Source organism: Salmonella sp. FC25216 (assembly GCF_057751355.1).
The window spans coordinates 340811-367160 of record NZ_JBDGON010000006.1 but is presented as its reverse complement, the minus strand read 5'-3'; the positions used below and the strand labels follow the sequence as shown (position 1 = coordinate 367160).

20 protein-coding genes and 1 pseudogene are annotated in these 26350 nt (G+C 53.4%); 6 read left to right on the top strand and 15 right to left on the bottom strand.

The annotated features are described in order from the left end of the window. The 8 genes and pseudogenes from AC3G3F_RS14770 to napF form a co-directional block, all read right to left on the bottom strand. Positions 1-111: pseudogene (locus AC3G3F_RS14770) on the bottom strand (cytochrome c biogenesis heme-transporting ATPase CcmA); the annotation flags it as partial. Positions 112-131: 20 nt separating this feature from the next. Then, the gene (napC, locus tag AC3G3F_RS14765) at positions 132-734 is read right to left on the bottom strand and encodes a cytochrome c-type protein NapC (protein ID WP_000431778.1); all 603 of its coding nucleotides are present in this window, start codon (positions 732-734) and stop codon (positions 132-134) included. 9 nt (positions 735-743) lie between these two features. Continuing rightward, the gene (gene napB / locus AC3G3F_RS14760; RefSeq protein ID WP_000835182.1) at positions 744-1193 is read right to left on the bottom strand and encodes a nitrate reductase cytochrome c-type subunit; all 450 of its coding nucleotides are present in this window, start codon (positions 1191-1193) and stop codon (positions 744-746) included. A gap of 133 nt (positions 1194-1326) precedes the next feature. Then, positions 1327-2178 (bottom strand): quinol dehydrogenase ferredoxin subunit NapH, encoded by an 852-nt coding sequence (gene napH, locus AC3G3F_RS14755; RefSeq protein ID WP_023248466.1) that lies wholly within the window; start codon positions 2176-2178, stop codon positions 1327-1329. Further along, on the bottom strand, positions 2165-2860 hold the full coding sequence (gene napG, locus AC3G3F_RS14750) for a ferredoxin-type protein NapG (RefSeq protein ID WP_000091679.1): 696 nt from the start codon (positions 2858-2860) through the stop codon (positions 2165-2167). Before napG ends, napH begins: the two co-directional genes overlap by 14 nt. 6 nt (positions 2861-2866) lie before the next feature. Then, on the bottom strand, positions 2867-5353 hold the full coding sequence (napA, locus tag AC3G3F_RS14745) for a nitrate reductase catalytic subunit NapA (protein WP_053530061.1): 2487 nt from the start codon (positions 5351-5353) through the stop codon (positions 2867-2869). Next, on the bottom strand, positions 5350-5613 hold the full coding sequence (gene napD / locus AC3G3F_RS14740; RefSeq protein ID WP_053507744.1) for a chaperone NapD: 264 nt from the start codon (positions 5611-5613) through the stop codon (positions 5350-5352). The genes napA and napD overlap by 4 nt, the downstream gene beginning before the upstream one ends. Continuing rightward, complete coding sequence (gene napF, locus AC3G3F_RS14735; RefSeq protein WP_023248470.1) at positions 5603-6094, bottom strand: ferredoxin-type protein NapF; 492 nt, start codon at positions 6092-6094, stop codon at positions 5603-5605. Before napF ends, napD begins: the two co-directional genes overlap by 11 nt. A 110-nt stretch (positions 6095-6204) precedes the next feature. On the opposite strand from napF, the gene AC3G3F_RS14730 reads away from it, so the two are divergent. Together AC3G3F_RS14730 and eco are read left to right on the top strand one after the other, a co-directional pair. Continuing rightward, positions 6205-6339 (top strand): hypothetical protein, encoded by a 135-nt coding sequence (locus AC3G3F_RS14730; protein ID WP_488395227.1) that lies wholly within the window; start codon positions 6205-6207, stop codon positions 6337-6339. Between the two features lie 167 nt (positions 6340-6506). Next, the gene (gene eco, locus AC3G3F_RS14725; protein ID WP_053507833.1) at positions 6507-7001 is read left to right on the top strand and encodes a serine protease inhibitor ecotin; all 495 of its coding nucleotides are present in this window, start codon (positions 6507-6509) and stop codon (positions 6999-7001) included. Positions 7002-7175: 174 nt separating this feature from the next. On the opposite strand, the gene AC3G3F_RS14720 is transcribed toward eco, so the two are convergent. From AC3G3F_RS14720 to AC3G3F_RS14700, 5 genes are all read right to left on the bottom strand, one after another. Then, positions 7176-8819, bottom strand: a complete 1644-nt coding sequence (locus tag AC3G3F_RS14720) for a multidrug ABC transporter permease/ATP-binding protein (protein ID WP_488395225.1) — start codon at positions 8817-8819, stop codon at positions 7176-7178. 75 nt (positions 8820-8894) lie between these two features. Beyond that, complete coding sequence (gene alkB / locus AC3G3F_RS14715) at positions 8895-9545, bottom strand: DNA oxidative demethylase AlkB (protein WP_023248473.1); 651 nt, start codon at positions 9543-9545, stop codon at positions 8895-8897. A 2-nt stretch (positions 9546-9547) separates the two neighbouring features. Next, positions 9548-10609, bottom strand: coding sequence for a bifunctional DNA-binding transcriptional regulator/O6-methylguanine-DNA methyltransferase Ada (gene ada / locus AC3G3F_RS14710; RefSeq protein ID WP_044136400.1), 1062 nt, complete (start codon positions 10607-10609; stop codon positions 9548-9550). Between the two features lie 80 nt (positions 10610-10689). Continuing rightward, complete coding sequence (gene apbE / locus AC3G3F_RS14705) at positions 10690-11742, bottom strand: FAD:protein FMN transferase ApbE (RefSeq protein WP_023248475.1); 1053 nt, start codon at positions 11740-11742, stop codon at positions 10690-10692. A gap of 115 nt (positions 11743-11857) precedes the next feature. Beyond that, positions 11858-12994 carry a porin OmpC gene (locus AC3G3F_RS14700; RefSeq protein WP_488395223.1) on the bottom strand — a complete coding sequence of 379 codons (1137 nt, stop codon included), beginning with the start codon at positions 12992-12994 and terminating at the stop codon, positions 11858-11860. A gap of 726 nt (positions 12995-13720) precedes the next feature. On the opposite strand from AC3G3F_RS14700, the gene rcsD reads away from it, so the two are divergent. Both rcsD and rcsB read left to right on the top strand, forming a co-directional pair. Beyond that, positions 13721-16390 carry a phosphotransferase RcsD gene (gene rcsD, locus AC3G3F_RS14695; protein ID WP_023248477.1) on the top strand — a complete coding sequence of 890 codons (2670 nt, stop codon included), beginning with the start codon at positions 13721-13723 and terminating at the stop codon, positions 16388-16390. Positions 16391-16406: 16 nt separating this feature from the next. Then, positions 16407-17057 carry a response regulator transcription factor RcsB gene (gene rcsB, locus AC3G3F_RS14690; protein WP_001061919.1) on the top strand — a complete coding sequence of 217 codons (651 nt, stop codon included), beginning with the start codon at positions 16407-16409 and terminating at the stop codon, positions 17055-17057. A 103-nt stretch (positions 17058-17160) separates the two neighbouring features. Here the strand turns inward: rcsB and rcsC are convergent, their stop codons facing one another. Beyond that, the gene (rcsC, locus tag AC3G3F_RS14685; RefSeq protein WP_053530057.1) at positions 17161-20007 is read right to left on the bottom strand and encodes a two-component system sensor histidine kinase RcsC; all 2847 of its coding nucleotides are present in this window, start codon (positions 20005-20007) and stop codon (positions 17161-17163) included. A 117-nt stretch (positions 20008-20124) separates the two neighbouring features. Continuing rightward, a complete protein-coding gene (gene gyrA, locus AC3G3F_RS14680) occupies positions 20125-22761 on the bottom strand; it encodes a DNA topoisomerase (ATP-hydrolyzing) subunit A (RefSeq protein WP_001281275.1) in 2637 nt (878 codons plus the stop codon). A gap of 146 nt (positions 22762-22907) precedes the next feature. Between gyrA and ubiG the strand changes: the two genes are divergently transcribed. Continuing rightward, positions 22908-23636 (top strand): bifunctional 2-polyprenyl-6-hydroxyphenol methylase/3-demethylubiquinol 3-O-methyltransferase UbiG, encoded by a 729-nt coding sequence (gene ubiG / locus AC3G3F_RS14675; RefSeq protein WP_023248479.1) that lies wholly within the window; start codon positions 22908-22910, stop codon positions 23634-23636. Between the two features lie 355 nt (positions 23637-23991). Continuing rightward, the gene (gene nrdA, locus AC3G3F_RS14670) at positions 23992-26277 is read left to right on the top strand and encodes a class 1a ribonucleoside-diphosphate reductase subunit alpha (RefSeq protein ID WP_023248480.1); all 2286 of its coding nucleotides are present in this window, start codon (positions 23992-23994) and stop codon (positions 26275-26277) included. The last annotated feature ends 73 nt before the right edge of the window (positions 26278-26350 follow it).

Sequence of the window (26350 nt, the reverse complement as noted above, 5' to 3'; positions counted from 1 at the left end):
GCCGTTGCCGCCGGTGACCTGCACCCACTCCCCGGCATCCACGGTGAACGACAGCCCGCGAAACAGCGTCCTCTCGTCCCGCTCGCAGTGCAGTTCTCTGGCTTCAAGCATTCCCACTCATCAACGTCCTGTCAGAAACCTGGTTTAACATCACGCATATCCGGCAGTTTATGCGCGATCCCTTTGTGACAATCGATACAAGTCTGCCCGTCTTTTACCGCCTGATCGTGCATTTTCGCCGCGACGCCTTTTTGCGCGGTCAGATCCATAAAGTCGAAATTGTGGCAGTTACGGCATTCCTGCGAGTTGTTGTCTTTCATACGCCGCCACTCATTTTGCGCCATCGTCAGGCGATGAGCTTCAAATTTCTGCGGTGTATCTATCAGTCCAAATACCTTCGCGTACAGTTCCTTACTGGCTTTGATCTTACGGATCATCTTCGGCCCCCACTCATGCGGCACATGGCAGTCAGGACAGGTAGCGCGAACGCCGCTACGGTTGTTGTAGTGGACGGTTTCCATATATTCCTCATACACCGTGTTGCGCATTTCATGGCAGCTAATACAAAACTCTTCGGTGTTGGCCTTTTCCATCCCGGTATTGAAGCCGCCCCAGAAGATGATGCCGCCGATAAAACCGATTAACAGCAGCGTCCCCAGCGCCAGACGGCTGGGACTGCGCCACCACCGCCAGACGCGCTTTATCCAGCCGGGTTTACGGTTAGAATTTTCCATAATGACCTCTTATTTCCCGTAACCTTGCGAGGGGGTAAAGGTATTGTCGATAATCGGCGCGGTATCAGACTGCGGTACGTGGCACTGCAGGCAGAAATAACGACGCGGCGCGACGTTGCCCGACACTTTACCGTCGCTGTCCATAAAGTGCGTCGGGCTAATACGCGGCGCGCCCGTCGTACGATAACTTTCCACGCCGTGGCATTGCAGACAGCGGTTGGTATTGGTAGTCACCTGGTAGCCCTCGACGCTGTGCGGGATCATCGGCGGCTGGTTGACGTAATTTAGCGGCATACGCTCCTGCTCTTTCGGCATACGAATCGCCCCTTCCTGCGTCCCGGATACTTCCGGCGACTGGCTCAGATCCACTCCGTTTGCCGCCCAAACCGCACCACTTACCACCAGGGCAAGCGTGGCCATCCATTGACACAGCGCTTTCATCAGGTCATGGCTTTTCATTATTTCGCTCCCGAACTCCATCGCGTATACACTTCATCCTTCAAGCTGCCTCTTTGTTGGCTGCGTTCATTCACCCCAGTCACGTACTACTCGTACGCTCTTGGGACGCATTCACTTGCCGCCTCGACGCATCCTAAATGATTTTGTGTATAGTTATTGTAAAAACATCCTCAGAACAGACATCCACGCAGCGGCCACAGGTCATGCAGTCGCGGTGAGTTACCTGCGCCGGGCTTTGCTCATCCAGCACCGGCGCACGCAGCACATGCGGTTCCGGGCAAACATGAAAACAATCCATACAGCGATTACATTTCTCACGTTTTTTGGCCGTCACGGTCACTACGCCTTTACTGCCCAGCACGCCATACAGCGCGCCCATCGGGCAAATATGACCGCACCAACCGTGCTCAACGACTAATAAATCAAATAAAAACAAAGCAATAATAAGCAACGCGCCGCTACTAAATCCCATAACCAGACTACGGCCTAACAGCGACACGGGATTAATCCATTCCCACAGCAGCGTGCCGGTCAACGCAGAACCGATTAACACCACCACCAGAAGGACGTACCGTATATGGCGTGGAATCGTCGCCGACTGATTCAGGTCAAATTTCCTGCGCATCCAGTTAGCCAAATCGGTAACGGGGTTTAGCGGGCAAACCCAACTGCAAAATACTCGCTTTCCCGCCAGCGCATACAGCACAGTGATAATCACTGCCCCCGTCAGCGCCACGGTAGCGGGAAGATGTCCACTGGCGAGACTTTCCAGGGTAATCAGCGGATCGGTCAACGGGAGGGTATCGAACAGCAAGCTACTGCTGTAGTTGCCATGCAGAACCCAAAAACCCAGCCACGGGCCGCTGAGAAACATCCCCAGCACCATAAACTGGCTTATACGACGTAACACCAGCCAACGGTGGCTACGCCACCAGCCTTTTTTCGCCTGCGCTTCTCGCCCGGCGTCGCGTTTACGATTTGCCATCTTTCCCCTCCAGCCAGCCGAAGCGGTAATGGTGTCCTAACTCCCCTTTCGCCAATGACAACGGCAACACTTTTATCGCTGGTTGCTCCAGTACGCAGACTTTTTCGCATTTACCACAGCCGGTACAGGCGTCGCTGTGTACGGTGGGCAGAAAGCGCGCATGTTTGCCGGTGCGCATGTTGCGATCCAGCTCCAGCGTGATGGCCTCATCGATTTTCGGGCATTCGCGGTAACAAACGTCGCAGCGCAGCCCCTGAAAGTTGAGGCAGTTTTCCTGATCCAGCAGCACCGCCAGCCCCATGCGCGAGTCATCAATGGAGGCGATATCTTTATTCAGCGCCCCGCTGGGGCAGACTTTGGCGCACGGAATGTCTTCACACATTTCGCAGGGGATGTCGCGAGCGACGAAATAGGGCGTACCTGCCGATAACCCGGAGGCCAGCGTCGCCAGTTTTAGCGTGTCGTATGGACACGCCTGAACGCACTGCCCGCAGCGCACACAGGCGCTGGCGAAGACATTTTCATTCAGCGCGCCTGGCGGACGCAGCCGCACACCCGTTGCGCGCGCGGTTTGCTGTTGCAAGCCCAGCGCCACGCCAACTGCCGCCAGCCCGCCCGCAGTGCGCACAACATCACGCAGAAAGCGGCGGCGGCCATTTTGGGGTTTCGCTGTACGGGACATAACGCGTTACACCTTCGCCAGTTTAACGGCGCACTTCTTGAAGTCCGTCTCTTTAGAGAGCGGGTCCGTCGCATCCAGCGTCAGGTTGTTCACTAGCTGAGCGGCATCGAAGAACGGCATATACACCAGTCCCTGCGGCGGACGGTTACGTCCACGCGTTTCGACAATCGAAATCACTTCGCCGCGGCGGGACGACACTTTAACCTTATCGCCACGACGCAGATCGCGCGCTTTCGCATCCAGCGGGTGGATAAAGACCACCGCTTCCGGGAAGGCGCGATGCAATTCAGGCACGCGGCGCGTCATACTGCCGGTATGCCAGTGTTCGAGCACGCGACCGGTGGAAAGCCACAGATCGTACTCGTTGTCCGGCGACTCCGCCGCGGGTTCAAATGGCAGCGCGAAGATCACCGCTTTGCCATCCGGTTTACCGTAGAATTTGTACCCTTCCCCCGCGTTTACGTACGGGTCGTTGCCTTCGCTGTAACGCCATTGCGTCTCTTTGCCTTCGACGACCGGCCAGCGCAGACCGCGCGCGTTATGGTAATCGTCGAACGGCGCCAGATCGTGACCGTGGCCGCGTCCAAACCAGGCGTATTCTTCAAACAGCCCTTTTTGCAGATAGAAGCCCACTTCTCGGGATTCGTCGTTTAACTGATCCTCTTTCAGCTCGCTCAGCGGGAATTTGCTGACCGCTGGCGTGGCAAACAGGACGTCATACAGTGTTTTACCGCGCAGCTCCGGCTTCTGGGCCAGCAACGCCTCCGGCCAGACCTCCTCGGTTTTAAAACGACGGGAGAACTGTACCAGTTGCCAGAGGTCGGATTTAGCTTCGCCCGGCGCTTTAATTTGCTGACGCCAGAACTGCGTACGACGTTCGGCGTTGCCATAAGCGCCTTCTTTCTCAACCCACATGGCGGTCGGCAGGATCAGATCCGCAGACAGCGCGCTCACCGTCGGGTAAGGATCGGAGACAATGATAAAGTTACGCGGATCGCGCCAGCCCGGCATCCGATCTTCATTGATGTTCGGCCCGGCCTGCATATTGTTATTACACATTACCCAGTAGACGTTCAGCTTGCCGTCTTTCAGCGCGCGATCCTGCGCCACCGCGTGTAAACCCACTTTTGCCGGAATAGTGCCAGCGGGGATCTGCCAGTGTTTTTCGCAGATATCGCGGTGTTTTTCGTTCGTCACGACCATGTCTGCTGGCAGACGGTGTGAGAAGGTTCCCACTTCACGTGCCGTACCGCAGGCGGAAGGCTGGCCGGTCAGCGAGAAGGGACCGCAGCCAGGCTGGGAGATTTTTCCGGTCAGCAGATGCAGGTTGTAGACGAGGTTATTCGCCCACACGCCGCGAGTATGCTGGTTAAAACCCATCGTCCAGTAAGAGATCACTCTCTTATTCGGATCGGCGTAGAGCTGCGCCAACTGTTCCAGTTGATCTTTCGGCACGCCGGTCATTTCAGCCGTCTTGTCCAAAGTATATTCCGCCACGAAGGCTTTATACTCGTCGAAGCTCATCGGCTCGGAAGCGTCGGAGCCCGGATTCTTCGCCGCTTTTTCCAGCGGGTGCGTCGGGCGTAAGCCGTAGCCGATATCCGTCGCCCCTTTACGCAGATTCACATGCTTTGTGAAGAAATCCTGATTTACCGCGTTGTTCTGAATAATGTAATTAGCGATATAGTTAAGGATCACCAGATCGCTTTGCGGGGTAAAGACAATACCGTTGTCCGCCAGTTCAAAGCTACGGTGCTGGAAGGTGGAGAGGACGGCGACCTTCACGTTCGGGTCGGACAAACGGCGGTTAGTGATGCGCGACCATAAAATCGGGTGCATCTCCGCCATGTTGGAACCCCACAGCACAAACGCATCGGCCTGCTCAATATCGTCGTAGCAGCCCATCGGTTCATCCATACCAAAGGTGCGCATAAAGCCCACCACCGCCGAGGCCATGCAGTGACGCGCATTCGGGTCGATGTTGTTAGAGCGGAAACCAGCCTTGAACAGCTTCGCGGCGGCATAGCCTTCCCAGATGGTCCATTGACCAGAGCCAAACATGCCGATCGCTTCTGGTCCTTTCTCTTTCAGGGAGGTTTTAAACTTCTCTTCCATCACATCGAAGGCGTGTTCCCAGCTCACGGGCGTAAACTCGCCGTCTTTGTGATAGTTGCCGTCTTTCATGCGCAGCATCGGCTGCGTCAGACGATCTTTACCGTACATGATCTTGGGCAGGAAGTAGCCTTTAATGCAGTTCAGACCACGGTTGACCGGCGCGTCGGGATCGCCCTGGCAGGCGACCACACGGCCCTGCTGCGTTCCCACCAACACACCGCAACCCGTTCCGCAAAAACGGCACGGCGCTTTATCCCATTTGATGGCTTCCTGCTGCCCGACAACGGCGCGGGCGACGCCCGGCACGCTCAGACCGGCAGCCGCCGCAGCGGCCGCAACGGCGTTAGCTTTCATAAAGCTACGACGACTGAGTTTCATGGTGTTTCCTCACCTTGCTCATCCTGCTGGTGATAAACCAGCGACACCGCCAGTACGCCCTCAACATTACGTACTGACTCAATTGTTTGCATCAGCGCTTCGCTCTGATCTGCTTCCACCACCACGATCAGTTGCCCACTTTCAACATCGCTTAACGCGACTTCGCAACCCGGCAACGTCTTCAACTGTGCGCCAATGGCGGCGATATTCTGACTTTTGGCCTGCACGACCAGACTACAGACCTGCCAGTTAGTGTGCATGGGGGTTCTCCGCTTTGATGGCTGACACGGGACAGATAGCCACACACGCCCCGCATCCGTTACAGGCCTGCGGGTCAAGCTGCGGCTGGTAAATGCCGGATAATGTGGGACGAAAAGTAATGGCCATAGGTTCACAACTGTCCTGGCAACGATGGCATTCAACCGATTGCCTGGCGAGGCAGTTTTCTGTGAGCGTAAAAATCAGATCCCAGGCCCTGGTGTGGCGCGGAAGAAAAAGAGATTCGGTACAGGCTTGCGCGCAGGCATAACAAAAGCTGCACTCGCCCTGTTTGAAATTTACGCTCGGATATCCCCCCGCCCCTCGCTGCAGGATGTCGGTCTCACACGCCTGGATGCAGGCGTCGCAACGCAGACAATGTGCGAGAAAATAGGTCGTTTCTCTGGCCCACGGCGGAAGAATCCCATTGCTGGCGTTGCGCCAACTGCCGGTCAACATGCTTCGACGGGATAAATCAGCCATGATATCGCCCTTCCATAACGACACGCTTCCATAGGGGTGAATAACAATAAAAACCGTACAATTTATGAGTAGTTATTTTTGTAAATAAGATATTTCAGAATGTGTAAGAGATGCATACCCCGATAGAGGTAAATGCTGTTGCCGGATCAAAAGAGTGTTGGGTAAGGGCCAGTGAACGTGCTTTTTCTCTCATTTCAATGAGTTATATAGATAATTATATAACGAAAATCACAAACAGCCGATAATATCACTTATATTGATACTATCAGAATATTCCACTGGATAAAGAGACCCTATTTTATTAATAATCTTTAAAGTATGAGTAAATACAGATTAATAGATAATATGAATGTGTTAGTCTGTCGCCCGTGCATACAGAAAACAGCAGAAAGGAAATACTGTGAACAATAAAATGAAGATGTTTGTCCCTGCCGTCGTCTTCGCCGCCCTCGCCAGCGCTTCTGCCTGGGCTGCCAATGGCGATACCGCCCAGCCGCTGGAGAAAATCGCCCCCTATCCGCAGGCGGAAAAAGGAATGAAGCGGCAAGTGATTACCCTTCCCCCCCAGCAGGATGAATCTACCCTCAAAGTAGAACTGTTGATTGGTCAAACACTGAATGTGGATTGTAACCAGCATCGACTCGGCGGCAAGCTGGAAACAAAAACGCTGGAAGGCTGGGGCTATGACTATTATGTCTTTGATAACGTCACTTCTCCGGTATCGACCATGATGGCCTGCCCTGAAGGTAAGAAAGAGCAAAAATTCGTCACCGCCTGGCTGGGTGAAGATGGGATGCTGCGCTACAACAGCAAGCTGCCGATCGTGGTATATACCCCGGCGAATGTGGACGTGAAATACCGCCTCTGGAAAGCGGACGCTAACGTACAGAACGCCGTAGCGCGATAATGTTATGCTGCCCGGTCACGCTTACCGGGCATCTGAACGCTCCGGCTCACGTAGCGCTGCGGGGTTCTTTTTAAAACACTTCTGGAAACCCGCTCGCCCGCCGCAGAAAAATAACTTAATGCCTGATGGCGACGCGCAGCGCCATCAGGCAGTTCATCCGGCGCCATAGTCGCATTACGCGGTGCGCGCTACCGCATCACGCGAGGCGGCGTCACGTTCTTCGCCGGTGAGTTCTGTTAGCTGTCCGTTACGCATTTCAAGCAGACGATCGGCGTGAATAAAATAGTGATCATCATGGCTGATGGCGAAAATGGTTTTCCCCATTTCCTGCATTAACGGCAGCAGTACCTGATAAAACTCCCGGCGGAAATGCGGGTCCTGATCGGCGGCCCACTCATCCAGCAAAATAATATCGCGCTCTTCCGCCAGCGCCAGTAGTAGCGCAATGCGTTTTTTTTGCCCTTTCGACAGGTTAAGATTCAAAATGCGCCCGTCGTTTAGTTCCAGCTTGTGCGTCATTTTCAGGTGCTCAAGCCACTTATCGACCAGCGCGGGATTCGCGGGTTTCCCCTGCGGCCCCAACAGGCGGTCGAATAACCAGACATCGGTGAACACCGCAGAAAACAGTTTGCGATAATCTTCCGGTTGCCCGGCGGCAATAGGTTGACCATCAAGTAAAATCGTTCCCGATTGCGGCTGATACAAACCGGTCAATAGCATGGCCAGTGTCGATTTCCCGCTACCGTTGCCGCCAATTAAAAACAGCAGTTCGCCGCGGTGAATCATCAGATTGATGGGCCCCACGGAAAACGCGTTATCCTGGTAGTGAAAAACCACGTTGCGCAGCTCCAGCGTCTTCCAGTGCGGAAAGGCTTTCGGCTGCGGAAAATCAGGCTTATACGGGGCGAGCGCGAATTTATTCAGTTTATTAAACGCCACCTGGGCGGTCAGTAGCGTTGGCAACGCCCCCACCGCAGACAGTAGCGGCGTGCGCAGGAACAGCAACGTCAGTGAATAGGTCGCCGCGACGTTGGTATCCGCCCAGCCGAGACTATTCGCCATCCAGAAGACCAGGCCTATCGCCCCCAGCATCATGATATTCGACCAGTTGACGGCGCTCAGGTGAAAAGTATCGGCACGGATAATGTGATGACGGTACTCTTTGGCGTCCGGGGTATAGCATTGCTGAAAAATCTGCTCTGCGCGCTCGCGGTTTAGCGTCAGCTCCTTGCGTCCTTCCAGCACTGTCTGATAGTCGTTGTACAGCTTATCTTCAGTCTCGCGCAGGGTCGCCATATGCTGGTAAACCCGCGCCACCAGCACGAATCCGCCCCAGATAGTGACAGCCATCCAGATAACCGTAACCAGCAGCATTTTTGTCGACAGCATCGCCAGATACGCCGCCGAACCGACGGTGAGGATAATGCCCTGCACCAGCTCAGGCAGACGCACAAAGGCGATAGTAATATTGCGAATATCGCTGGTCAGACCGGCCAGTAAAGAGGCGCTGCCCAGTTGTTCAATACGTTCAACGTGCGTATCCAGAATACGCTTGATAAATTCGCTGCGCAGGCGGTAAACGAAATGGTGTCCCAGAGTGGTTAGCGCCAGTTGGGAACCTAATGTGACGATCATTAGCAACAGGAGCAGACCGAGAAATTCCGGCAGCACCATGACTGTGGTATCCACCGTTTCAATCAGGCGCTGATTGATAAACGCGATCAGGCCAATGCCCAGCGCCGCGCTGGCGAGGCTCAGCGCCATCACGCTAATAAATGGCCAGCGGTACTGCCGCCAGACAAGAATAAGAAGTTCCATGCATACAACCCGGACCGATAATAACAGCCCGCAGTTTAACTAACTCCACCTGCACAGCAATAATAATTCTTATTTTTATTCTTTTTCAGCCGCCTGACGGAAGGTGAGATTGTAACGAAATTCACCTGTCATGGGATGAAAGCCCGCTTTAAGCGGCTGGATACCATGATAAAACAGCCGGGACTCGCCGCCCCAGACTACGATATCGCCATGCTCCAGTAAGATCCGCTGGAGCGGATCGCTGCGACGCAGGCCGCCAAACTGAAAAACGGCCGGTACCCCCAACGAAACTGAGACGATAGGCGCGCGCAGATCCGGCTCGTCTTTATCCTGATGTAAAGACAGCTTTGCGCCGGGCGCGTAGCGATTGATCAGGCAGGCGTCCGGTTGGAAGCTCTCATACCCCGCTGCGATCGCCGCCTGACGACATACGCTGGCAAACGATAACGGCAGCGCAGGCCAGGGTTTATCGGTCAACGGATCGCGCACAGAATAACAATAACCGTGATGATCGGTGGTCCACCCTAACCCGCCGCAGTTGGTCATCGCCACCGACATGGTGTAGCCGCCCGGCGTCACCATCTGACGAAACGGAGACTGACTGGCGACAAACCCGATATCGTCTAACAGCGACTGCGCCGCGCGAAAAGCAAAACGGCGCAACACCACCGCGCCAGGTGCCAGCGGCTCTTGCCAGGGCACTTCATCAGTAAATAGATCCAGCATCGCTACTCCTCTTTTTGCGCTTCTCGCTTTAATAGCTGCGCTTTTCGACGCACACCCCAGCGATAACCGGAGAGCGCGCCATCGCGGCGCACGACCCGATGACACGGGATCACCATCGCCAGTTTATTCGCGCCGCACGCGCTGGCGACCGCGCGCACTGCCGTGGGTTTGCCGATAGTCGCGGCAAGCTGTTGATAGCTCACCGTTTCACCGCAGGGAATCGCGCGTAACGCTTGCCAGACCTGCTGTTGAAACGCGGTTCCCTGGATATCCAGCGGCAACGAGAGCAGCACATCGCGTGTGTTGATAGCCGCGACAACCTGCCGCACCCGTTGCTGAAAAGGCGCGTCGGCAGGTTCGTGGCGGGCCGCCGGGAAAAGGGTGTGTAATTCAGCCAGTAGCGCATCATCGCTATCACCGGGGAGAATCGCGCAAATCCCCCGCTCGCTCTCCGCCACCAGACACCGTCCGTAAACCCAGTCCGTCAGCGCATAGCGAACGGAGACATTATCGCCACCTTTGCGAAACTGTTTTGCCGTCATGCCCAGCGTTTGGTCGGCATGACGGTAGTAGCTACTGCTATCCGGGAAGCCGGCGCGGTAAATAGCCGCCGTGACCTGCTCTCCTTTCGCCAACGCCTCACGCAGCCGACGGGCGCGCCACGCCTGCTGCCACTCTTTCGGCGTCATTCCGGTACTCGCTTTAAACAGACGGTGCAGATGAAACGGACTCATCGCCACCGTCTGCGCCAGGGATTCCAGAGTCACCGACGCCTCCTGCTCAAGTAAACGGCAGGCGCAGGCAATCTTATCCAACCGCCGTTGCTGCGCGCGCGCGTTATCCGGCTGACAGCGCTTACAGGGACGAAAACCGGCGTCCAGCGCCTGCTGCGCGTTGGCAAAAAAGCGAACATTTTTGCGTAACGCCCGTTTCGAGCGGCAAGAGGGACGGCAAAAAACGCCCGTGGTTCGCACCGCAAAAACGAAACGCCCATCCGCGCTGGCATCGCGCGCCAGCACCCGTTGCCAGCATTCATCATCGGTGAGTAACGCTTTTTTCATCATAGACTCCTTCATTAAGCATAGTGCTTGCTTACATGCAGTGTGTCCGTAAATCCGCCCACAAAAACCCGCAATCTTGCGTTTTAATTCTTATCGCTCACCAGAAACGTTTTGAACTGCGGCGACATCCAGGTTGTAAAGCCTTCGCCCTCTTTCATGATCATAAAGACCGCCAGTCCTTCCCGCCGCACGACCTCTTTCGCCTTTTTCGTACCGAGCACCATCAGGCCGGTGTCCCAGCCGTCTGCTTCCAGCGCCGTTGGCGCGATGACCGTGACCGATACCAGGTTATGTTCAATGGGGCGTCCCGTTTGCGGATCGATAACGTGTGATACGCGCTTGCCATCCAGCTCATAATAGTTGCGGTAGCTGCCGGAGGTACTGATACCATGCCCGTTGATATCCACAATCGCTTGTACCGCGTTTTCCCGGTCGGTCGGTTTCTGAATCGCGACACGCCACGGCTGCCCCTGCGCATTCATCCCGCGACTGCTTAATGCGCCGCCCACCGAGACCAGATAACGCGCGATGCCCTCCTGCTCCATCAAACGCGCCAGATGATCCGCCGCATAGCCCTCCCCGACCGTTGAGAGATCAACATAAAGATCCGGCAGATCTTTTTGCAAAAACTGATGTCCGGCCCTGTCGATAACCTGCAAATGCTGCAGGCCTGTTTTCGCTTTTGCCGCATCGATTTGCGCTTGTGCTGGGATATGCAGCGGCTGCCGATCCGGCCCAAATCCCCACAGATTGACCAACGGGCCCACGGTGATATCCATCGCGCCATCCGTCTTCGCGCCAATACGCAGCGCCGAGGTCACGATATCCGCCATGGCTTCATTGACCGGCCAGGGCGCAAGACTGCGTGAATGGTTAAAACGCATCAGCGCGGAGTCTTTTTTGTAAGTAGAGAGCAACTGATCGTCAGCATCAAGCTGAGTCTGGATTTTCGTCTGTAACTCTGCGGCGCGTTTCGCATCGATGCCAACCACGCTCACCCGCCAGACGGTGCCCATCGTTTTACCTTCCAGCACCTGAGCGGCAGGTGACGTTGTCGTCGTTTGGGGAGCCTCGTCGCAACCCATGAATAAAAAAGTGGTCGCCAGAAGCACGGCCCGGCAAAATTTCATTTTCATCGCTGATTATCCTCATTCGAATGGACGCAAGCGTATATCAAAACGTCGTATTTGTACGCCGGAATAAGGTATGAAAAAAGGGCCCGCAGGCCCTTTAGCAACATCTTTTTGCTGATTAGAACTGGTAAACCAGACCCAGCGCTACGATGTCGTCGGTGTTGATGCCCGCATCGCGGGTAAAGTCGTTTTTATCCAGCAGGTTGATTTTGTAATCAACATAGGTGGACATGTTTTTGTTGAAGTAGTAAGTCGCGCCGACATCAACGTATTTTACGATGTCCTGGTCGCCATAGCTGTCGCCGTAACCGTTGCTGATGTCCTTACCTTTAGACTGCAGGTAAGCTACGGACGGACGCAGACCAAAGTCGAACTGGTACTGAGCTACGACTTCAAAGTTCTGCGCTTTGTTGGCAAAACCGTAAGAGGTAGACGGGCTGCTGCCGTTAGAGGTACCAAAACGGGTCGCGTTATAGGTCTGAGAATACTGCGCCGCCAGATAGACGTTGTTCGCATCGTATTTCAGGCCGCCGGTGTAGACCGTAGCGCGATCGCCGTTACCATACAGGCGAGCGTTAGCGGTGTTGTTCTGATCGGCAGTACGTTTAGACGTGGTGATAGCGCCACCAACAGAGAAACCTTCGCCGATTGCATAAGTCAACGATCCGCCGTAACCGTCGCCGTTCTGGTTCAGCAGGCTGCGACCGCTGGTATTTTCACCGCTCACGCTGCCGTTTTTGCCCTGATACTGCAACGCGAAGTCCAGGCCATCCACCAGGCCGAAGAAGTCGGTGTTACGGTAGGTCGCGTAGCCGTTACCGCGCTGCTGCATAAAGTTGTCAGCACCGTAGGTGTCGCCACCGAATTCCGGCAGAACGTCGGTCCAGGAGGTCACGTCATAGGTTACGCCGTAGTTACGACCATAATCGAAAGAGCCTGCGTCAGCGAATTTCAGACCCGCAAACGCCACACGCGTCCAGGAGTCGTTGCTGCCTTCAGTCTGGTTGCCCTGAATCTGATATTCCCACTGGCCATAGCCGGTCAGCTGATCGTTAACCTGCGTTTCGCCTTTGAAGCCGATACGCATGTAGGTCTGATCACCGTCGCTGCCTTTGTCGTCAGAGAAATAGTGCAGGCCATCTACTTTGCCAAACAGATCTAATTTGTTGCCGTCTTTATTATAAATTTCAGCCGCATTCGCTGCGCCCGCCACCAGCAGAGCCGGTACCAGGAGGGACAGTACTTTAACTTTCATGTTATTAACCCTCTGTTATATGCCTTTATTGCTTTTTTATGCCACTGCTTACTGGTTAACCCTCATTAACCAGTCGGCAAGTCCATTCTCCGCAAAAATACAGAATAATCCAACACGAATATGATACTAAAACTTTTAAGATGTTACAGTTATCCACATACATGTTTCAAAATATGAATTTTACGGAACTTTTTTAAAGCAAAAATCAAGTTAAAATAAGCACAAATAGATAAAATATATTTGCAAGTCTTTTAAAATCAACAGGTTAAATTCATAAAATTCATAGCACTGAATGATAAAACAGAATCTTCATTCGCAACTAAAATAGTGACCGCTATCATCATTAACTTTATTTATTACCGTCATTCATTTCTGAATGTCTGTTTACCCCTATTTCAACCGGATGCTTCGCATTCGGTTTTTTTTACGCTTTTTTACACAAAATCGACTGTTCTATGCTACCCGCCTAAAACTATCACGGTTATTCACTACTATCTTCCCTTCAAGCTGTTATCCATTATCAAATAATTTCTTGATATTTAGTGCTAAATAATTATAAGCCATCTTTATATTTGTACCGCCCCGAGAATATTGTACGCTTTTCCCGCTACACCGACAGAGCGCGTGTTAAGTTGTCCGGCATGACGTAAGAGTCTGGAAATTCATTCATTACCCTTTATACTGCCCTTTCACCTTCAGCGTTGCTTTTACAGGTCGTAAACATAAATGAGTCAGTCTGACACAACGGTCTCTACCCGATTCTCCCTTCTACCGGGAAGCATTACCCGTTTCTTCTTATTGCTGATCATTGTGCTGCTGGTAACGATGGGCGTTATGGTACAGAGCGCCGTCAACGCCTGGTTAAAAGACAAAAGCTATCAAATTGTCGATATTACCCACGCTATTCATAAACGCGTAGATACCTGGCGGTATGTCACCTGGCAAATTTATGACAACATCGCCGCGACCACTACGCCATCGACAGGTGAAGGGCTTCAGGAAACGCGTCTGAAGCAGGATGTGTACTATCTTGAAAAGCCGCGGCGTAAAACTGAAGCGCTGATTTTCGGCTCCCATGACAGCGCCACGCTGGAAATGACGCAGCGTATGTCAACCTATCTTGATACGCTGTGGGGCGCGGAAAATGTACCGTGGTCAATGTATTACCTCAACGGACAGGATAACAGCCTGATTCTTATCTCCACCCTACCGTTGAAAGATCTCTCTTCCGGCTTTAAAGAGTCCACTATTGGCAATATCGTAGATTCCCGTCGGGCAGAGATGTTGCAGCAGGCGAATGCGCTGGATGAGCGCGAAAGTTTCTCCTCATTACGAAAACTGGCCTGGCAAAACGGTCACTATTTTACGCTGCGCACGACCTTCAATCAGCCGGGACATCTGGCAACCGTGGTGGCGTTTGATCTGCCCATTAATGATTTAATTCCGCCGGGAATGCCGCTGGACAGTTTTCGAATCGAGCCTGACGCAACCCAGGCGACGGGACGAAACAGTGAAAAGGAAGCGCCTGATAGCGTCAGTATTAGCTTTAACGGTTCAAAAATTGAGATCTCCTCAGCACTGAACTCTACCGGAATGCGCCTGATCTGGCAGGTGCCATTCGGTACGCTTTTACTTGATACGCTGCAAAATATTCTGCTGCCTTTACTGCTGAACATCGGGCTGCTGGCGTTAGCGTTATTTGGCTACGCCACGTTTCGCCATCAGCCGGGACGGACGACGGAATCAACATCCGGCAGCGCGGCGAATAACGAGCTTCGCGTCTTACGCGCCATTAATGAAGAGATCGTTTCTCTGCTGCCGCTGGGTTTGCTGGTCTACGATCAGGAAGGAAACCGCACCGTGATCAGCAATAAAATCGCCGATCATCTATTGCCGCATCTCAACCTGCAAAATATTACCAGCATGGCGGAGCAGCATCAGGGCGTGATTCAGGCGACGATTAACAACGAACTGTATGAGATCCGTCTGTTTCGTAGCCAGGTCGCTCCCCGCACGCAGATCTTTATTATTCGCGATCAGGACCGGGAAGTACTGGTGAATAAGAAGCTTAAACAGGCGCAACGTCTGTATGAGAAGAATCAGCAGGGGCGCGCCGCCTTTATGCAAAATATCAGCAACACGCTTAAAGAGCCCGTACGCCAACTGGCGGTTAACGCCGCAGCGGCCACCACGCCGGAAAGCCTGAAACTGGTGGATCAAGCGGATGTTTTGGTACGTATGATCGATGAAATCCAACTGGCGAATATGCTGGAAAATGACGCATGGAAAAGCGAAGCAACGCTGTTCTCCCTTCAGGATCTTATTGACGAAGTCGTGCCGGAAGTGCTGCCCGCCATAAAGCGTAAAGGGCTGCAACTGCTGATTAATAACCACCTTAGCGGTAACGATGAGCGCTGGGGCGATCGCGATGCCCTGCGCCGGATTTTGCTATTGTTGATTCAGTACGCCGTTACAACGACCGCTATGGGTAAGATTACGCTTGAAGTTGAGCAGGATGAATCTATCACGGAGCGTCTGACTTTCCGTATTCTGGATACGGGCGAAGGCGTAACGTTAAACGAGATTGATAATCTGCATTTCCCGTATATGAATGAAACTCAGGGCGATCGTTACGGCAAAGCGAATCCGCTCACGTTCTGGCTATGCAATCAACTGGCGCGCAAACTGGGCGGTCATCTCAACATTAAAGCGCGAGAAACGCTAGGCACGCGCTATACCGTTCATGTCAAAATGCTTCCTCACGATCAGCATACTCAGGTCGAAGAGCGCCTGCTGGACGACGTCAGCGTGATGGTCGATGTGACATCCAACGAGGTCCGCGCGATTGTGCTGCGTCAGTTAGAAAACTGGGGCGCCACCTGCATCACGCCGGATGAACGGCAGATAAGTCAAGAATATGATCTCTTTTTAACGGATAATCCGTCTAATCTTACTGCCTCCGGCTTGCTTTTAAGCGATGATGAGTCAGGCGTGCGGAAAATTGGCCCGGGCCAGTTGCGCGTCAACTTTAATATGAGCAATGCTATGCAGGAAGCTGTACTACAACTTATCGAAGAGCAACTGGCGCAGGAAGAGATTCCCGCCTCCCCGCTCGGCGGAGATGAAAATGCCGAGCTTCATGCCAGCGGTTATTATGCGCTATTTGTAGACACAGTACCGGATGATGTTAAGAGGTTGTATACTGAGGCGGCAACCAGCGATTTCGCTGCGCTGGCCCAAACGGCCCACCGCCTGAAAGGGGTGTTTGCCATGCTTAATCTGGTACCCGGCAAGCAGTTATGTGAAACGCTGGAACATCTGATTCGTGAGAAAGATGCTCCAGGTATAGAAAAATATATCAGCGACATTGACGCCTACGTCAAAAGCTTGCTGTAGCAAGGTAGCCCAATACATGAACAATATGAACGTAATTATTGCCGATGACCACCCGATTGTACTGTTCGGTATTCGCAAATCACTTGAACAAATCGAGTGGGTGAATGTTGTCGGCGAATTTGAAGATTCCACAGCATTGATCAATAACTTGCCGAAATTAGATGCGCATGTATTGATCACGGACCTCTCCATGCCGGGAGATAAATACGGCGATGGGATCACCTTGATCAAGTACATCAAGCGTCATTTTCCGAGCCTGTCTATTATCGTTCTGACCATGAACAACAATCCGGCGATTCTGAGCGCCGTGTTGGATCTCGATATTGAAGGGATTGTACTCAAACAGGGTGCGCCGACCGATCTGCCTAAGGCGCTGGCCGCGCTGCAAAAAGGCAAAAAATTCACCCCGGAAAGCGTTTCTCGTCTGCTGGAGAAAATCAGCGCAGGCGGTTACGGGGATAAACGCCTGTCGCCAAAAGAGAGCGAAGTATTACGCCTGTTCGCCGAGGGTTTCCTGGTCACCGAAATCGCCAAGAAGCTCAACCGCAGTATTAAGACCATCAGCAGCCAGAAGAAATCGGCGATGATGAAACTGGGCGTAGAGAATGATATCGCGCTGCTCAACTATCTCTCTTCCGTCACTCTGAGTCCGACAGACAAAGAATAAATCGCTTTCAGGTTACTATGCCTGATGGCGCTGTGCTTATCAGGCCTACCAATTGATGCATCTTTTGTAGGCCGGATCAGGCAACGCCGCCATCCGGCATTTTTTATACCCGCGTTTTACGTACCCGCTCGGCATATACCGCCAGCGTCTGTTTCAACACATCCAGCGTCACAGGCTTCGACAAACAGCTATCCATACCGGACTCCAGGCAACGTTGTTTCTCTTCCGCCAGCGCGTTCGCCGTCACGCCGACTACCGGCAGCGTCAGCCCAAGCTGACGGATACGCTGCGTCAGACGGTAGCCGTCCATGTTCGGCATGTTCACATCGCTCAGAACAATATCGATAGAATTTTTACTCAGCACATTCAGGGCGTCCACGCCATCATTGGCTGTCTTACACTGATACCCCAGTGATCCCAGTTGATCGGCCAGCAAACGGCGATTGATCGGATGATCGTCAACGACCAGAATCATCATGTCGTCATTTGAATCTGCGGTTTTATCCGCCGTCGGCAATGCGCTGGAAAGCGCTTCACTATCCAGCTCAATACTATAGATACGCGCCAACAGCGCGGGCAACTCATGCACCGACGCTACACTATGCACCCACTCGCCCGGCGCTCTTTCCAACGGAATCCCGATATGACGGCGGCAAAAGACGACCGCCGCCCTCCCCTGCCAGGTATGCTCCAGCGCATCATCGACAATCAAAATATCGTCCGCGGCGGGTTCTTGTCCTTCATAACGCTGCGTATGAACGCCGCTACGCGCCAGACTGGTCTCAATAAACTGGCACAAAGAAGTATTGCGCACCGCCAGCCAACAGCAGGTTCCGGCGAGTCCTTCCACGCCCTTTTTCACAGGGTATTGCGCGCCATAAAGCGGGATGCGCAGCGTAAACTGGCTTCCCATGCCAGGCTCCGAATCAACGGAAATATCGCCGTCCATCATGCTGATCAATTTTTCGCAAATCGCCAGCCCCAGACCGGTCCCCTGAAAGTTACGTTGTACGCCGGTTCCCACCTGGAAGAAGGGATCGAACAGGCGAACCACCTCTTTCGCCGGAATACCGACGCCGGTATCCCTCACGCGAATGCTGAGATAATCGCCGTCACAGCGCACATGCAGCACGATGCAGCCAATATCGGTAAACTTAATGGCGTTGCTCAACAGGTTTGAAATGACCTGCTGTAAACGCATCGGGTCGCCGTTCAGCGATACCGGCACGTCAGGCTCAATAAAACAATACAGGCCGAGCTGCTTACGCACCACCAGCGGCAGATAATTGGCGGTGATATGATTCATTACCTCTCGTGGTGAAAATTCGCGTGGCTCAATCTTTAGCTGTTCCGACTCGATTTTCGAGAAGTCGAGAATGTCGCTGATAATTTTCAACAACAGGCTGGAGGAGTTATTCATCGCCGTGACCAGACGATCCACGCCTTTTGGCAGCTCTTTGGTTTGCAGCAGATCGAGATTACCGATAATGCCGTACAGCGGCGTGCGCAATTCATGGCTGACGGTCGCAAGGAACATGGATTTAGACTGGCTTGCCTGCTCCGCCGCCTGCGCCATCTCCTGCAGCGACTCTTCCATTTTGACGCGCGTACTCACATCTACCAACACGCAAATCGCAACGTTTTCATTGCGATAGCGGGAATGTACGAAGCTAATTTGCAAATTGGTATTATTACTGGTCAATACATCAACGAAGTTGACCTGCTGGCCGCAAATGATTTGCGTCAGGCGCTGTCTGTCTTCATGCGTGAGCATGTTCAGATAGGTGTGCGCCAGTTCGTTACTCAGAATATTGACACCATCAATAGTGCGCAGAATACAGATCCCCACCGGCGCAGAGGCAACGATTTTACGGTTGAACTGTTCATGCTCTTCCAGACGCTGAGCATCGCTCTCCGCCGGAATAAAAATGCGCCGCTCATACATCCGCGCAAGCGTAAACAGCCCTGCGCCCACCAGCACGTTCAGCAGGATAGCGTTCAGGATAAGAATACGAATACGCTCCAGGACTAAATCTACCGGCACAGAATAGACAATACTCAGCGAGGATGGCGGCAGGCTTTTTTTAAGAACCAGTTCGTGAAAACCCGGCGTATAACCAAACCAGGAACGCTCCTGCATCCAGCGCGGTTCCGCTTTAATATTGCCATCAGGACCGGTCAATGAAATCAGCGAATGGCCGTTCTCATCAATAATGGTGACGCCCATCGGCAAACTGCCCGGCGTGAAAAAATTTTCCATGCGGATGGACTGCTCGACGCCCAGCAGCGCCTGCAGACGGTTGGCCAGATACACTGGCGTCAGCGCATAAAAATAGCCCACGCCCTGACGCGAACCCTGGCTTATCCAGAAAAGGTTATTCCCACTTTCTTCCTGCGGCGCGTTGCGGTATTTCATAATCCGCTCATGCAGCGCTTTTAACGCATCATCGCGCTCCACGGGCATTTCACGCAGGCCGAAATTCGCCATGCAGAGATTATCGCTGCCAATCAGGAAAACGCGGTTAAGATCATACGCCGCAGAAAAGTTGTCGCGCCAGTAACGCATAAACCAGGCCAGTGACTCCAGCGAACCGCGCCAGGCGGAGCCCATTGCCGCACAGTCAGAGTCGGCGAATAGCGGTTCAAAATCCGGCACCACCATTTTGTCATCACGCGCACGCGACGACATGACGCCGTTTTCCGCCGTTAAACGGTTCTCGGCGATATATTTGAGCTCTTTCATCACGTCCGACGTGCGCTGGATAAAACGCTGCGCCTGATCGGAGCTAAGGTTGAACTCCTGACGAATTTCAGACTCCCGCTGGTGCAGGGCATTGACGATGTAAAACACCGAAACAAAGGCGATTAAGAGCCAAATGAGTAACGCCAGCGCTCTGAATAAGTAGCGTGAGACCTTCAGCGTGGTTCGAAAGGAAGCAAGGTATTTCAAAGGGGCGAAGCTCCGCCTCAGGATGTAAATAGAGTGTGACTAAGGTAGCGGTAAATGACGTAGCCCGCAACGGCAAAGAAAAAGGGCCGGATATCCGGCCCTCGCACAGCAATAACATTACTCGTCAGCGTCATCCGCAACGTCGTCATCGCTTTCCGCTTCCGGGGCAATATCCTCATCCCCTTCCGCCACGCTGCCGTCGATGGCGTCGAGTTCTTCGTCATCTACCGGTTCAGCAACGCGTTGCAGACCCACCACGTTTTCATCTTCCGCCGTGCGGATAAGGATAACGCCCTGGGTATTACGTCCGACTACGCTGATCTCGGACACACGGGTACGCACCAGAGTACCGGCATCCGTGATCATCATGATCTGGTCGCAATCGTCTACCTGTACCGCGCCGACAACGGAACCGTTGCGCTCAGTCACTTTGATAGAGATAACGCCCTGCGTCGCACGAGACTTGGTCGGGTACTCGTCCGCTGCGGTACGCTTCCCGTAGCCGTTTTGCGTTACGGTCAGAATAGCGCCTTCGCCGCGTGGGATGATCAGAGAGACCACTTTATCGTCTCCCGCCAGCTTAATACCGCGCACACCGGTCGCAGTACGCCCCATCGCACGGACGGCGTCTTCTTTGAAGCGCACCACTTTACCCGCGGCCGAGAACAGCATGACTTCGTCAGAACCAGAAGTCAGGTCAACGCCAATCAGTTCGTCGCCGTCGTTGAGGTTCACCGCGATAATACCGGCGGAACGCGGACGGCTGAATTCGGTCAGCGCCGTTTTCTTCACTGTACCGCTGGCGGTCGCCATAAAGACGTTCACGCCTTCTTCGTACTCACGAACCGGCAGAATCGCGGTGATACGTTCGTTGGCTTCCAGCGGCAGCAGGTTGACGATCGGACGACCGCGCGCGCCACGGCTGGCTTCCGGCAACTGATAGACCTTCATCCAGTACAGACGGCCCCGGCTGGAGAAGCAGAGGATGGTGTCATGGGTGTTGGCCACCAGCAGACGGTCGATAAAGTCTTCTTCTTTAATACGCGCGGCAGATTTACCTTTCCCGCCGCGACGTTGCGCTTCGTAATCCGTCAGCGGTTGATATTTGACGTAACCCTGGTGAGACAGCGTCACGACAACATCTTCCTGGCTAATCAGATCTTCGATATTAATATCGGCGCTATTGGCGGTGATTTCGGTACGGCGCTCATCGCCGAACTGCTCGCGAATTAACTCCATCTCTTCGCGGATCACTTCCATCAGGCGATCGGCACTGCCCAGAATGTGCAGCAGTTCAGCAATCTGCTCCAGCAACTCTTTGTATTCGTCGAGCAGTTTCTCATGCTCCAGGCCGGTCAGTTTCTGCAAACGCAGATCCAGAATCGCCTGCGCCTGCTGTTCAGTCAGGTAGTACTGACCGTCACGCACGCCAAATTCTGGCTCCAGCCATTCCGGACGCGCCGCGTCATCACCGGCGCGTTCCAGCATCGCAGCGACGTTGCCCAGATCCCACGGACGCGAGATCAGCGCCGCTTTCGCTTCCGCCGGCGTTGGCGCGCGACGGATCATCTCAATGATCGGGTCGATGTTCGCCAGCGCAATCGCCAGAGCTTCAAGGATATGCGCACGGTCACGGGCTTTACGCAGTTCAAAAATAGTACGACGCGTCACCACTTCACGGCGGTGGCGCACGAACGCTGAAATGATATCTTTCAGGTTCATGATCTTCGGCTGGCCGTGATGCAGCGCCACCATGTTAATACCGAAGGAAACCTGTAGCTGGGTCTGGGAGTAGAGATTGTTAAGCACCACCTCGCCCACCGCATCGCGTTTCACTTCAATCACGATGCGCATCCCGTCTTTGTCGGATTCGTCACGCAGCGCGCTGATGCCTTCCACGCGTTTATCTTTCACCAGCTCGGCGATTTTCTCGATCAGGCGCGCTTTGTTCACCTGATAGGGAATTTCGTGCACGATGATGGTTTCACGGCCCGTTTTCGCGTCAGCTTCAACTTCCGCACGGGCGCGGATGTACACTTTACCGCGACCGGTGCGGTAGGCCTCTTCGATACCGCGACGACCGTTGATAATGGCCGCCGTCGGGAAATCTGGCCCCGGAATATGTTCCATCAGCCCTTCAATGCTGATGTCTTCGTTGTCGATATACGCCAGGCAGCCGTTAATCACTTCCGTCAGGTTGTGCGGCGGGATATTCGTCGCCATACCTACTGCGATACCGGACGAACCGTTGACCAGCAGATTCGGAATTTTGGTCGGCATGACGTCCGGAATTTTTTCCGTGCCGTCATAGTTATCCACGAAATCCACCGTCTCTTTTTCGAGATCGGCCATCAGTTCGTGGGCGATTTTCGCCAGACGGATCTCCGTATAACGCATTGCCGCCGCGGAGTCGCCGTCAATAGAACCGAAGTTACCCTGACCATCCACCAGCATGTAACGCAGCGAGAATGGCTGCGCCATACGAACGATGGTGTCATACACTGCGGAATCGCCGTGGGGATGGTATTTACCGATTACGTCACCAACGACACGGGCAGATTTTTTATAGGCTTTGTTCCAGTCATTGCCCAATACGTTCATGGCGTAAAGTACGCGACGGTGTACCGGCTTCAGGCCATCTCGGACATCCGGCAGCGCACGGCCAACAATGACCGACATCGCATAATCCAGATAGGAGCTCTTCAGCTCTTCCTCAATGTTGACCGGTGTAATTTCTCTCGCAAGGTCGCTCATCTAACCGCTATCCCTCTACTGTATCCCGGATTCAAAGGTCGCAAATTATAACACAACCGCGTTGATTGAGGTAAACCAATACCGTTTATTCGCCGGGAATGCCTGATATACTTATTCGTCTTGCTAAATAAGGAGTAGAAGCCCCTATGAATGCCGAAAAAGCGCCGGAACGCCATAACGTTGACCATGAAGAAATTGCCAAATTTGAAGCAGTCGCGTCACGCTGGTGGGATCTGGAAGGCGAATTTAAGCCGCTGCACCGCATTAACCCGCTGCGTCTGGGCTACATTGCCGAACGTTCCGGCGGCCTGTTCGGTAAAAAGGTGCTTGATGTCGGCTGCGGCGGCGGTATTCTGGCGGAGAGCATGGCGCGCGAAGGCGCTACCGTTACCGGGCTGGATATGGGCTTTGAGCCTTTGCAGGTCGCCAAACTGCATGCGCTGGAAAGCGGTATCAAGGTAGAGTACGTGCAGGAGACGGTTGAGGAGCATGCGGCAAAACACGCTCAGCAGTACGACGTCGTCACCTGTATGGAAATGCTGGAGCACGTTCCCGATCCGCAATCGGTCGTCCACGCCTGCGCCCAACTGGTTAAACCCGGCGGCGAGGTGTTTTTCTCAACGTTGAACCGCAACGGAAAATCCTGGCTGATGGCGGTCGTCGGCGCTGAGTATATTCTGCGCATGGTGCCAAAAGGCACCCACGACGTGAAGAAATTCATTAAGCCCGCTGAACTGTTAGGCTGGGTAGATGAGACCGTCCTGAAGGAGCAACATATCACCGGGCTGCACTACAACCCGATTACCAATACTTTTAAACTCGGCCCCGGGGTAGACGTTAACTACATGTTGCATACCCGCGCTAAAAAAGCGTGACGTCAAAGAATTTTCTTATGAAGGTTGCGTCAGATCATCGGGCGCAATCTTTCTCTTCGATGAAGAAATCAGCACTCGATCAAATTTTGATTTTTTTTTATGAATTGTTGACATCCTCTCCAGGCCTTATCAGACGCGCATTTAGCGATTCTTACTCTTTTGCAACCGCAATTTAACGCCAAAATCAACTCTTGTACTCAAAAGAATCCCTACTAGAATACTCACCATATAGCGTTTCATTTATCGATCACCCCCTATATATAGTATTTATCCACAGAGTTAGTCACAATGTGGCGTTGTGGATAAGCGGGGGATATTATTTCTTTCACGGACAGGTAAACAGGTAGAAAACCACATGAATCAGAGTCTGCTGGTGACAAAGCGTGACGGCCGTACTGAGCGCATCAATCTCGACAAAATTCATCGCGTTCTTGATTGGGCGGCAGAAGGACTGAACAACGTATCGGTTTCTCAGGTCGAGCTACGCTCGCATATTCAGTTTTATGATGGGATTAAGACCTCCGATATCCATGAAACTATTATTAAGGCCGCCGCAGATCTGATCTCTCGCGATGCGCCGGATTATCAATATCTGGCCGCGCGCCTGGCGATTTTCCACCTGCGTAAGAAAGCCTTCGGCCAGTTTGAGCCGCCCGCGCTTTACCACCATGTGGTAAAAATGGTTGAGCTTGGCAAATACGACAATCATCTGCTGGAAGACTACACGGAAGAAGAGTTCAAGCAGATGGATTCGTTTATCGTTCACGATCGCGATATGACCTTCTCCTATGCTGCCGTTAAGCAACTGGAAGGTAAATATCTGGTGCAGAACCGCGTGACCGGCGAAATCTATGAAAGCGCTCAGTTCCTTTATATCCTGGTGGCCGCTTGCCTGTTCTCGAACTATCCGCGTGAAACGCGTCTTGACTATGTAAAACGTTTTTATGATGCGGTCTCTACGTTCAAAATCTCGCTGCCGACGCCCATCATGTCCGGCGTGCGTACCCCGACCCGTCAGTTTAGCTCTTGCGTACTGATCGAGTGCGGCGACAGTCTGGATTCCATCAACGCCACCTCCAGCGCCATTGTGAAATATGTTTCCCAGCGTGCCGGTATCGGTATCAACGCGGGCCGCATCCGTGCGCTGGGTAGCCCGATTCGCGGCGGCGAAGCCTTCCACACCGGCTGCATCCCGTTCTACAAACACTTCCAGACGGCGGTGAAATCCTGCTCGCAGGGCGGCGTGCGCGGCGGCGCGGCGACACTGTTCTATCCGATGTGGCACCTGGAAGTGGAAAGCCTGCTGGTGCTGAAAAACAACCGCGGCGTGGAAGGCAACCGCGTACGTCACATGGATTACGGCGTACAGATCAACAAACTGATGTACACCCGTCTGCTGAAAGGCGGCGACATTACGCTGTTCAGTCCCTCCGACGTGCCTGGGCTGTACGATGCATTCTTCGCCGACCAGGAGGAGTTCGAACGCCTGTACGTGAAATATGAAAACGACGACAGCATCCGCAAACAGCGTGTGAAAGCGGTCGAACTGTTCTCGCTGATGATGCAGGAACGCGCCTCTACCGGCCGTATCTATATCCAGAACGTTGACCACTGCAATACTCACAGTCCGTTCGATCCGGTTGTCGCCCCGGTACGCCAGTCTAACCTGTGTCTGGAGATTGCCCTGCCGACTAAACCGCTACACGATGTCAACGATGAAAACGGCGAAATTGCATTGTGTACGCTGTCTGCATTCAACCTGGGTGCCATTAAAACCCTGGACGAGCTGGAAGAACTGGCTATTCTGGCAGTACGCGCTTTGGATGCGCTACTCGATTATCAGGATTACCCGATTCCGGCCGCCAAACGCGGCGCAATGGGCCGCCGTACGCTGGGCATTGGCGTGATTAACTTCGCCTACTGGCTGGCGAAAAACGGTAAACGTTATTCCGACGGTAGCGCCAATAATCTGACGCATAAAACCTTCGAAGCGATTCAGTACTATCTGCTTAAAGCGTCCAACGAACTGGCGAAAGAGCAAGGCGCCTGCCCGTGGTTCAACGAAACCACCTATGCAAAAGGCATTCTGCCGATCGACACCTATAAAAAAGATCTGGATGCGATCGTCAACGAATCGCTGCACTACGACTGGGAACAGTTGCGTGAATCGATCAAAACCCACGGTCTGCGTAACTCCACGCTATCGGCGCTAATGCCGTCGGAAACGTCCTCCCAGATCTCCAACGCCACCAACGGTATCGAACCACCGCGTGGCTACGTCAGCATCAAGGCCTCGAAAGACGGTATTTTGCGTCAGGTCGTGCCGGATTATGAGCATCTGAAAGACGCTTACGAACTGTTGTGGGAGATGCCGAACAACGACGGTTATTTGCAACTGGTGGGTATTATGCAGAAGTTTATCGACCAGTCGATTTCCGCCAATACCAACTACGATCCGTCGCGTTTCCCGTCAGGAAAAGTGCCGATGCAGCAACTGCTGAAAGATTTGCTCACCGCATATAAGTTTGGCGTGAAAACTCTGTACTATCAAAATACCCGCGACGGCGCGGAAGATGCGCAGGACGATTTGGCGCCTTCTATTCAGGACGATGGCTGCGAAAGCGGCGCTTGTAAAATCTGATGAATAGTGCCGGGTAGCGCGATGCTTACCCGGCCTACGATTGTACGGTTTGTAGGCCGGATAAGGCGCTTGC

What these genes read in the sequence shown, in the direction of transcription:
- alkB (WP_023248473.1), bottom strand. Translation starts at nt 9,545, where the DNA reads ATGCTGGATCTATTTACTGATGAAGTGCCCTGGCAAGAGCCGCTGGCA.
- napH (WP_023248466.1), bottom strand. Translation starts at nt 2,178, where the DNA reads ATGGCAAATCGTAAACGCGACGCCGGGCGAGAAGCGCAGGCGAAAAAA.
- AC3G3F_RS14700 (WP_488395223.1), bottom strand. Translation starts at nt 12,994, where the DNA reads ATGAAAGTTAAAGTACTGTCCCTCCTGGTACCGGCTCTGCTGGTGGCG.
- AC3G3F_RS14720 (WP_488395225.1), bottom strand. Translation starts at nt 8,819, where the DNA reads ATGGAACTTCTTATTCTTGTCTGGCGGCAGTACCGCTGGCCATTTATT.
- napC (WP_000431778.1), bottom strand. Translation starts at nt 734, where the DNA reads ATGGAAAATTCTAACCGTAAACCCGGCTGGATAAAGCGCGTCTGGCGG.
- napA (WP_053530061.1), bottom strand. Translation starts at nt 5,353, where the DNA reads ATGAAACTCAGTCGTCGTAGCTTTATGAAAGCTAACGCCGTTGCGGCC.
- rcsB (WP_001061919.1), top strand. Translation starts at nt 16,407, where the DNA reads ATGAACAATATGAACGTAATTATTGCCGATGACCACCCGATTGTACTG.
- gyrA (WP_001281275.1), bottom strand. Translation starts at nt 22,761, where the DNA reads ATGAGCGACCTTGCGAGAGAAATTACACCGGTCAACATTGAGGAAGAG.
- ubiG (WP_023248479.1), top strand. Translation starts at nt 22,908, where the DNA reads ATGAATGCCGAAAAAGCGCCGGAACGCCATAACGTTGACCATGAAGAA.
- AC3G3F_RS14730 (WP_488395227.1), top strand. Translation starts at nt 6,205, where the DNA reads ATGCATACCCCGATAGAGGTAAATGCTGTTGCCGGATCAAAAGAGTGT.
- napB (WP_000835182.1), bottom strand. Translation starts at nt 1,193, where the DNA reads ATGAAAAGCCATGACCTGATGAAAGCGCTGTGTCAATGGATGGCCACG.
- nrdA (WP_023248480.1), top strand. Translation starts at nt 23,992, where the DNA reads ATGAATCAGAGTCTGCTGGTGACAAAGCGTGACGGCCGTACTGAGCGC.
- napD (WP_053507744.1), bottom strand. Translation starts at nt 5,613, where the DNA reads ATGCACACTAACTGGCAGGTCTGTAGTCTGGTCGTGCAGGCCAAAAGT.
- napG (WP_000091679.1), bottom strand. Translation starts at nt 2,860, where the DNA reads ATGTCCCGTACAGCGAAACCCCAAAATGGCCGCCGCCGCTTTCTGCGT.
- ada (WP_044136400.1), bottom strand. Translation starts at nt 10,609, where the DNA reads ATGATGAAAAAAGCGTTACTCACCGATGATGAATGCTGGCAACGGGTG.
- napF (WP_023248470.1), bottom strand. Translation starts at nt 6,094, where the DNA reads ATGGCTGATTTATCCCGTCGAAGCATGTTGACCGGCAGTTGGCGCAAC.
- rcsD (WP_023248477.1), top strand. Translation starts at nt 13,721, where the DNA reads ATGAGTCAGTCTGACACAACGGTCTCTACCCGATTCTCCCTTCTACCG.
- apbE (WP_023248475.1), bottom strand. Translation starts at nt 11,742, where the DNA reads ATGAAAATGAAATTTTGCCGGGCCGTGCTTCTGGCGACCACTTTTTTA.
- eco (WP_053507833.1), top strand. Translation starts at nt 6,507, where the DNA reads ATGAAGATGTTTGTCCCTGCCGTCGTCTTCGCCGCCCTCGCCAGCGCT.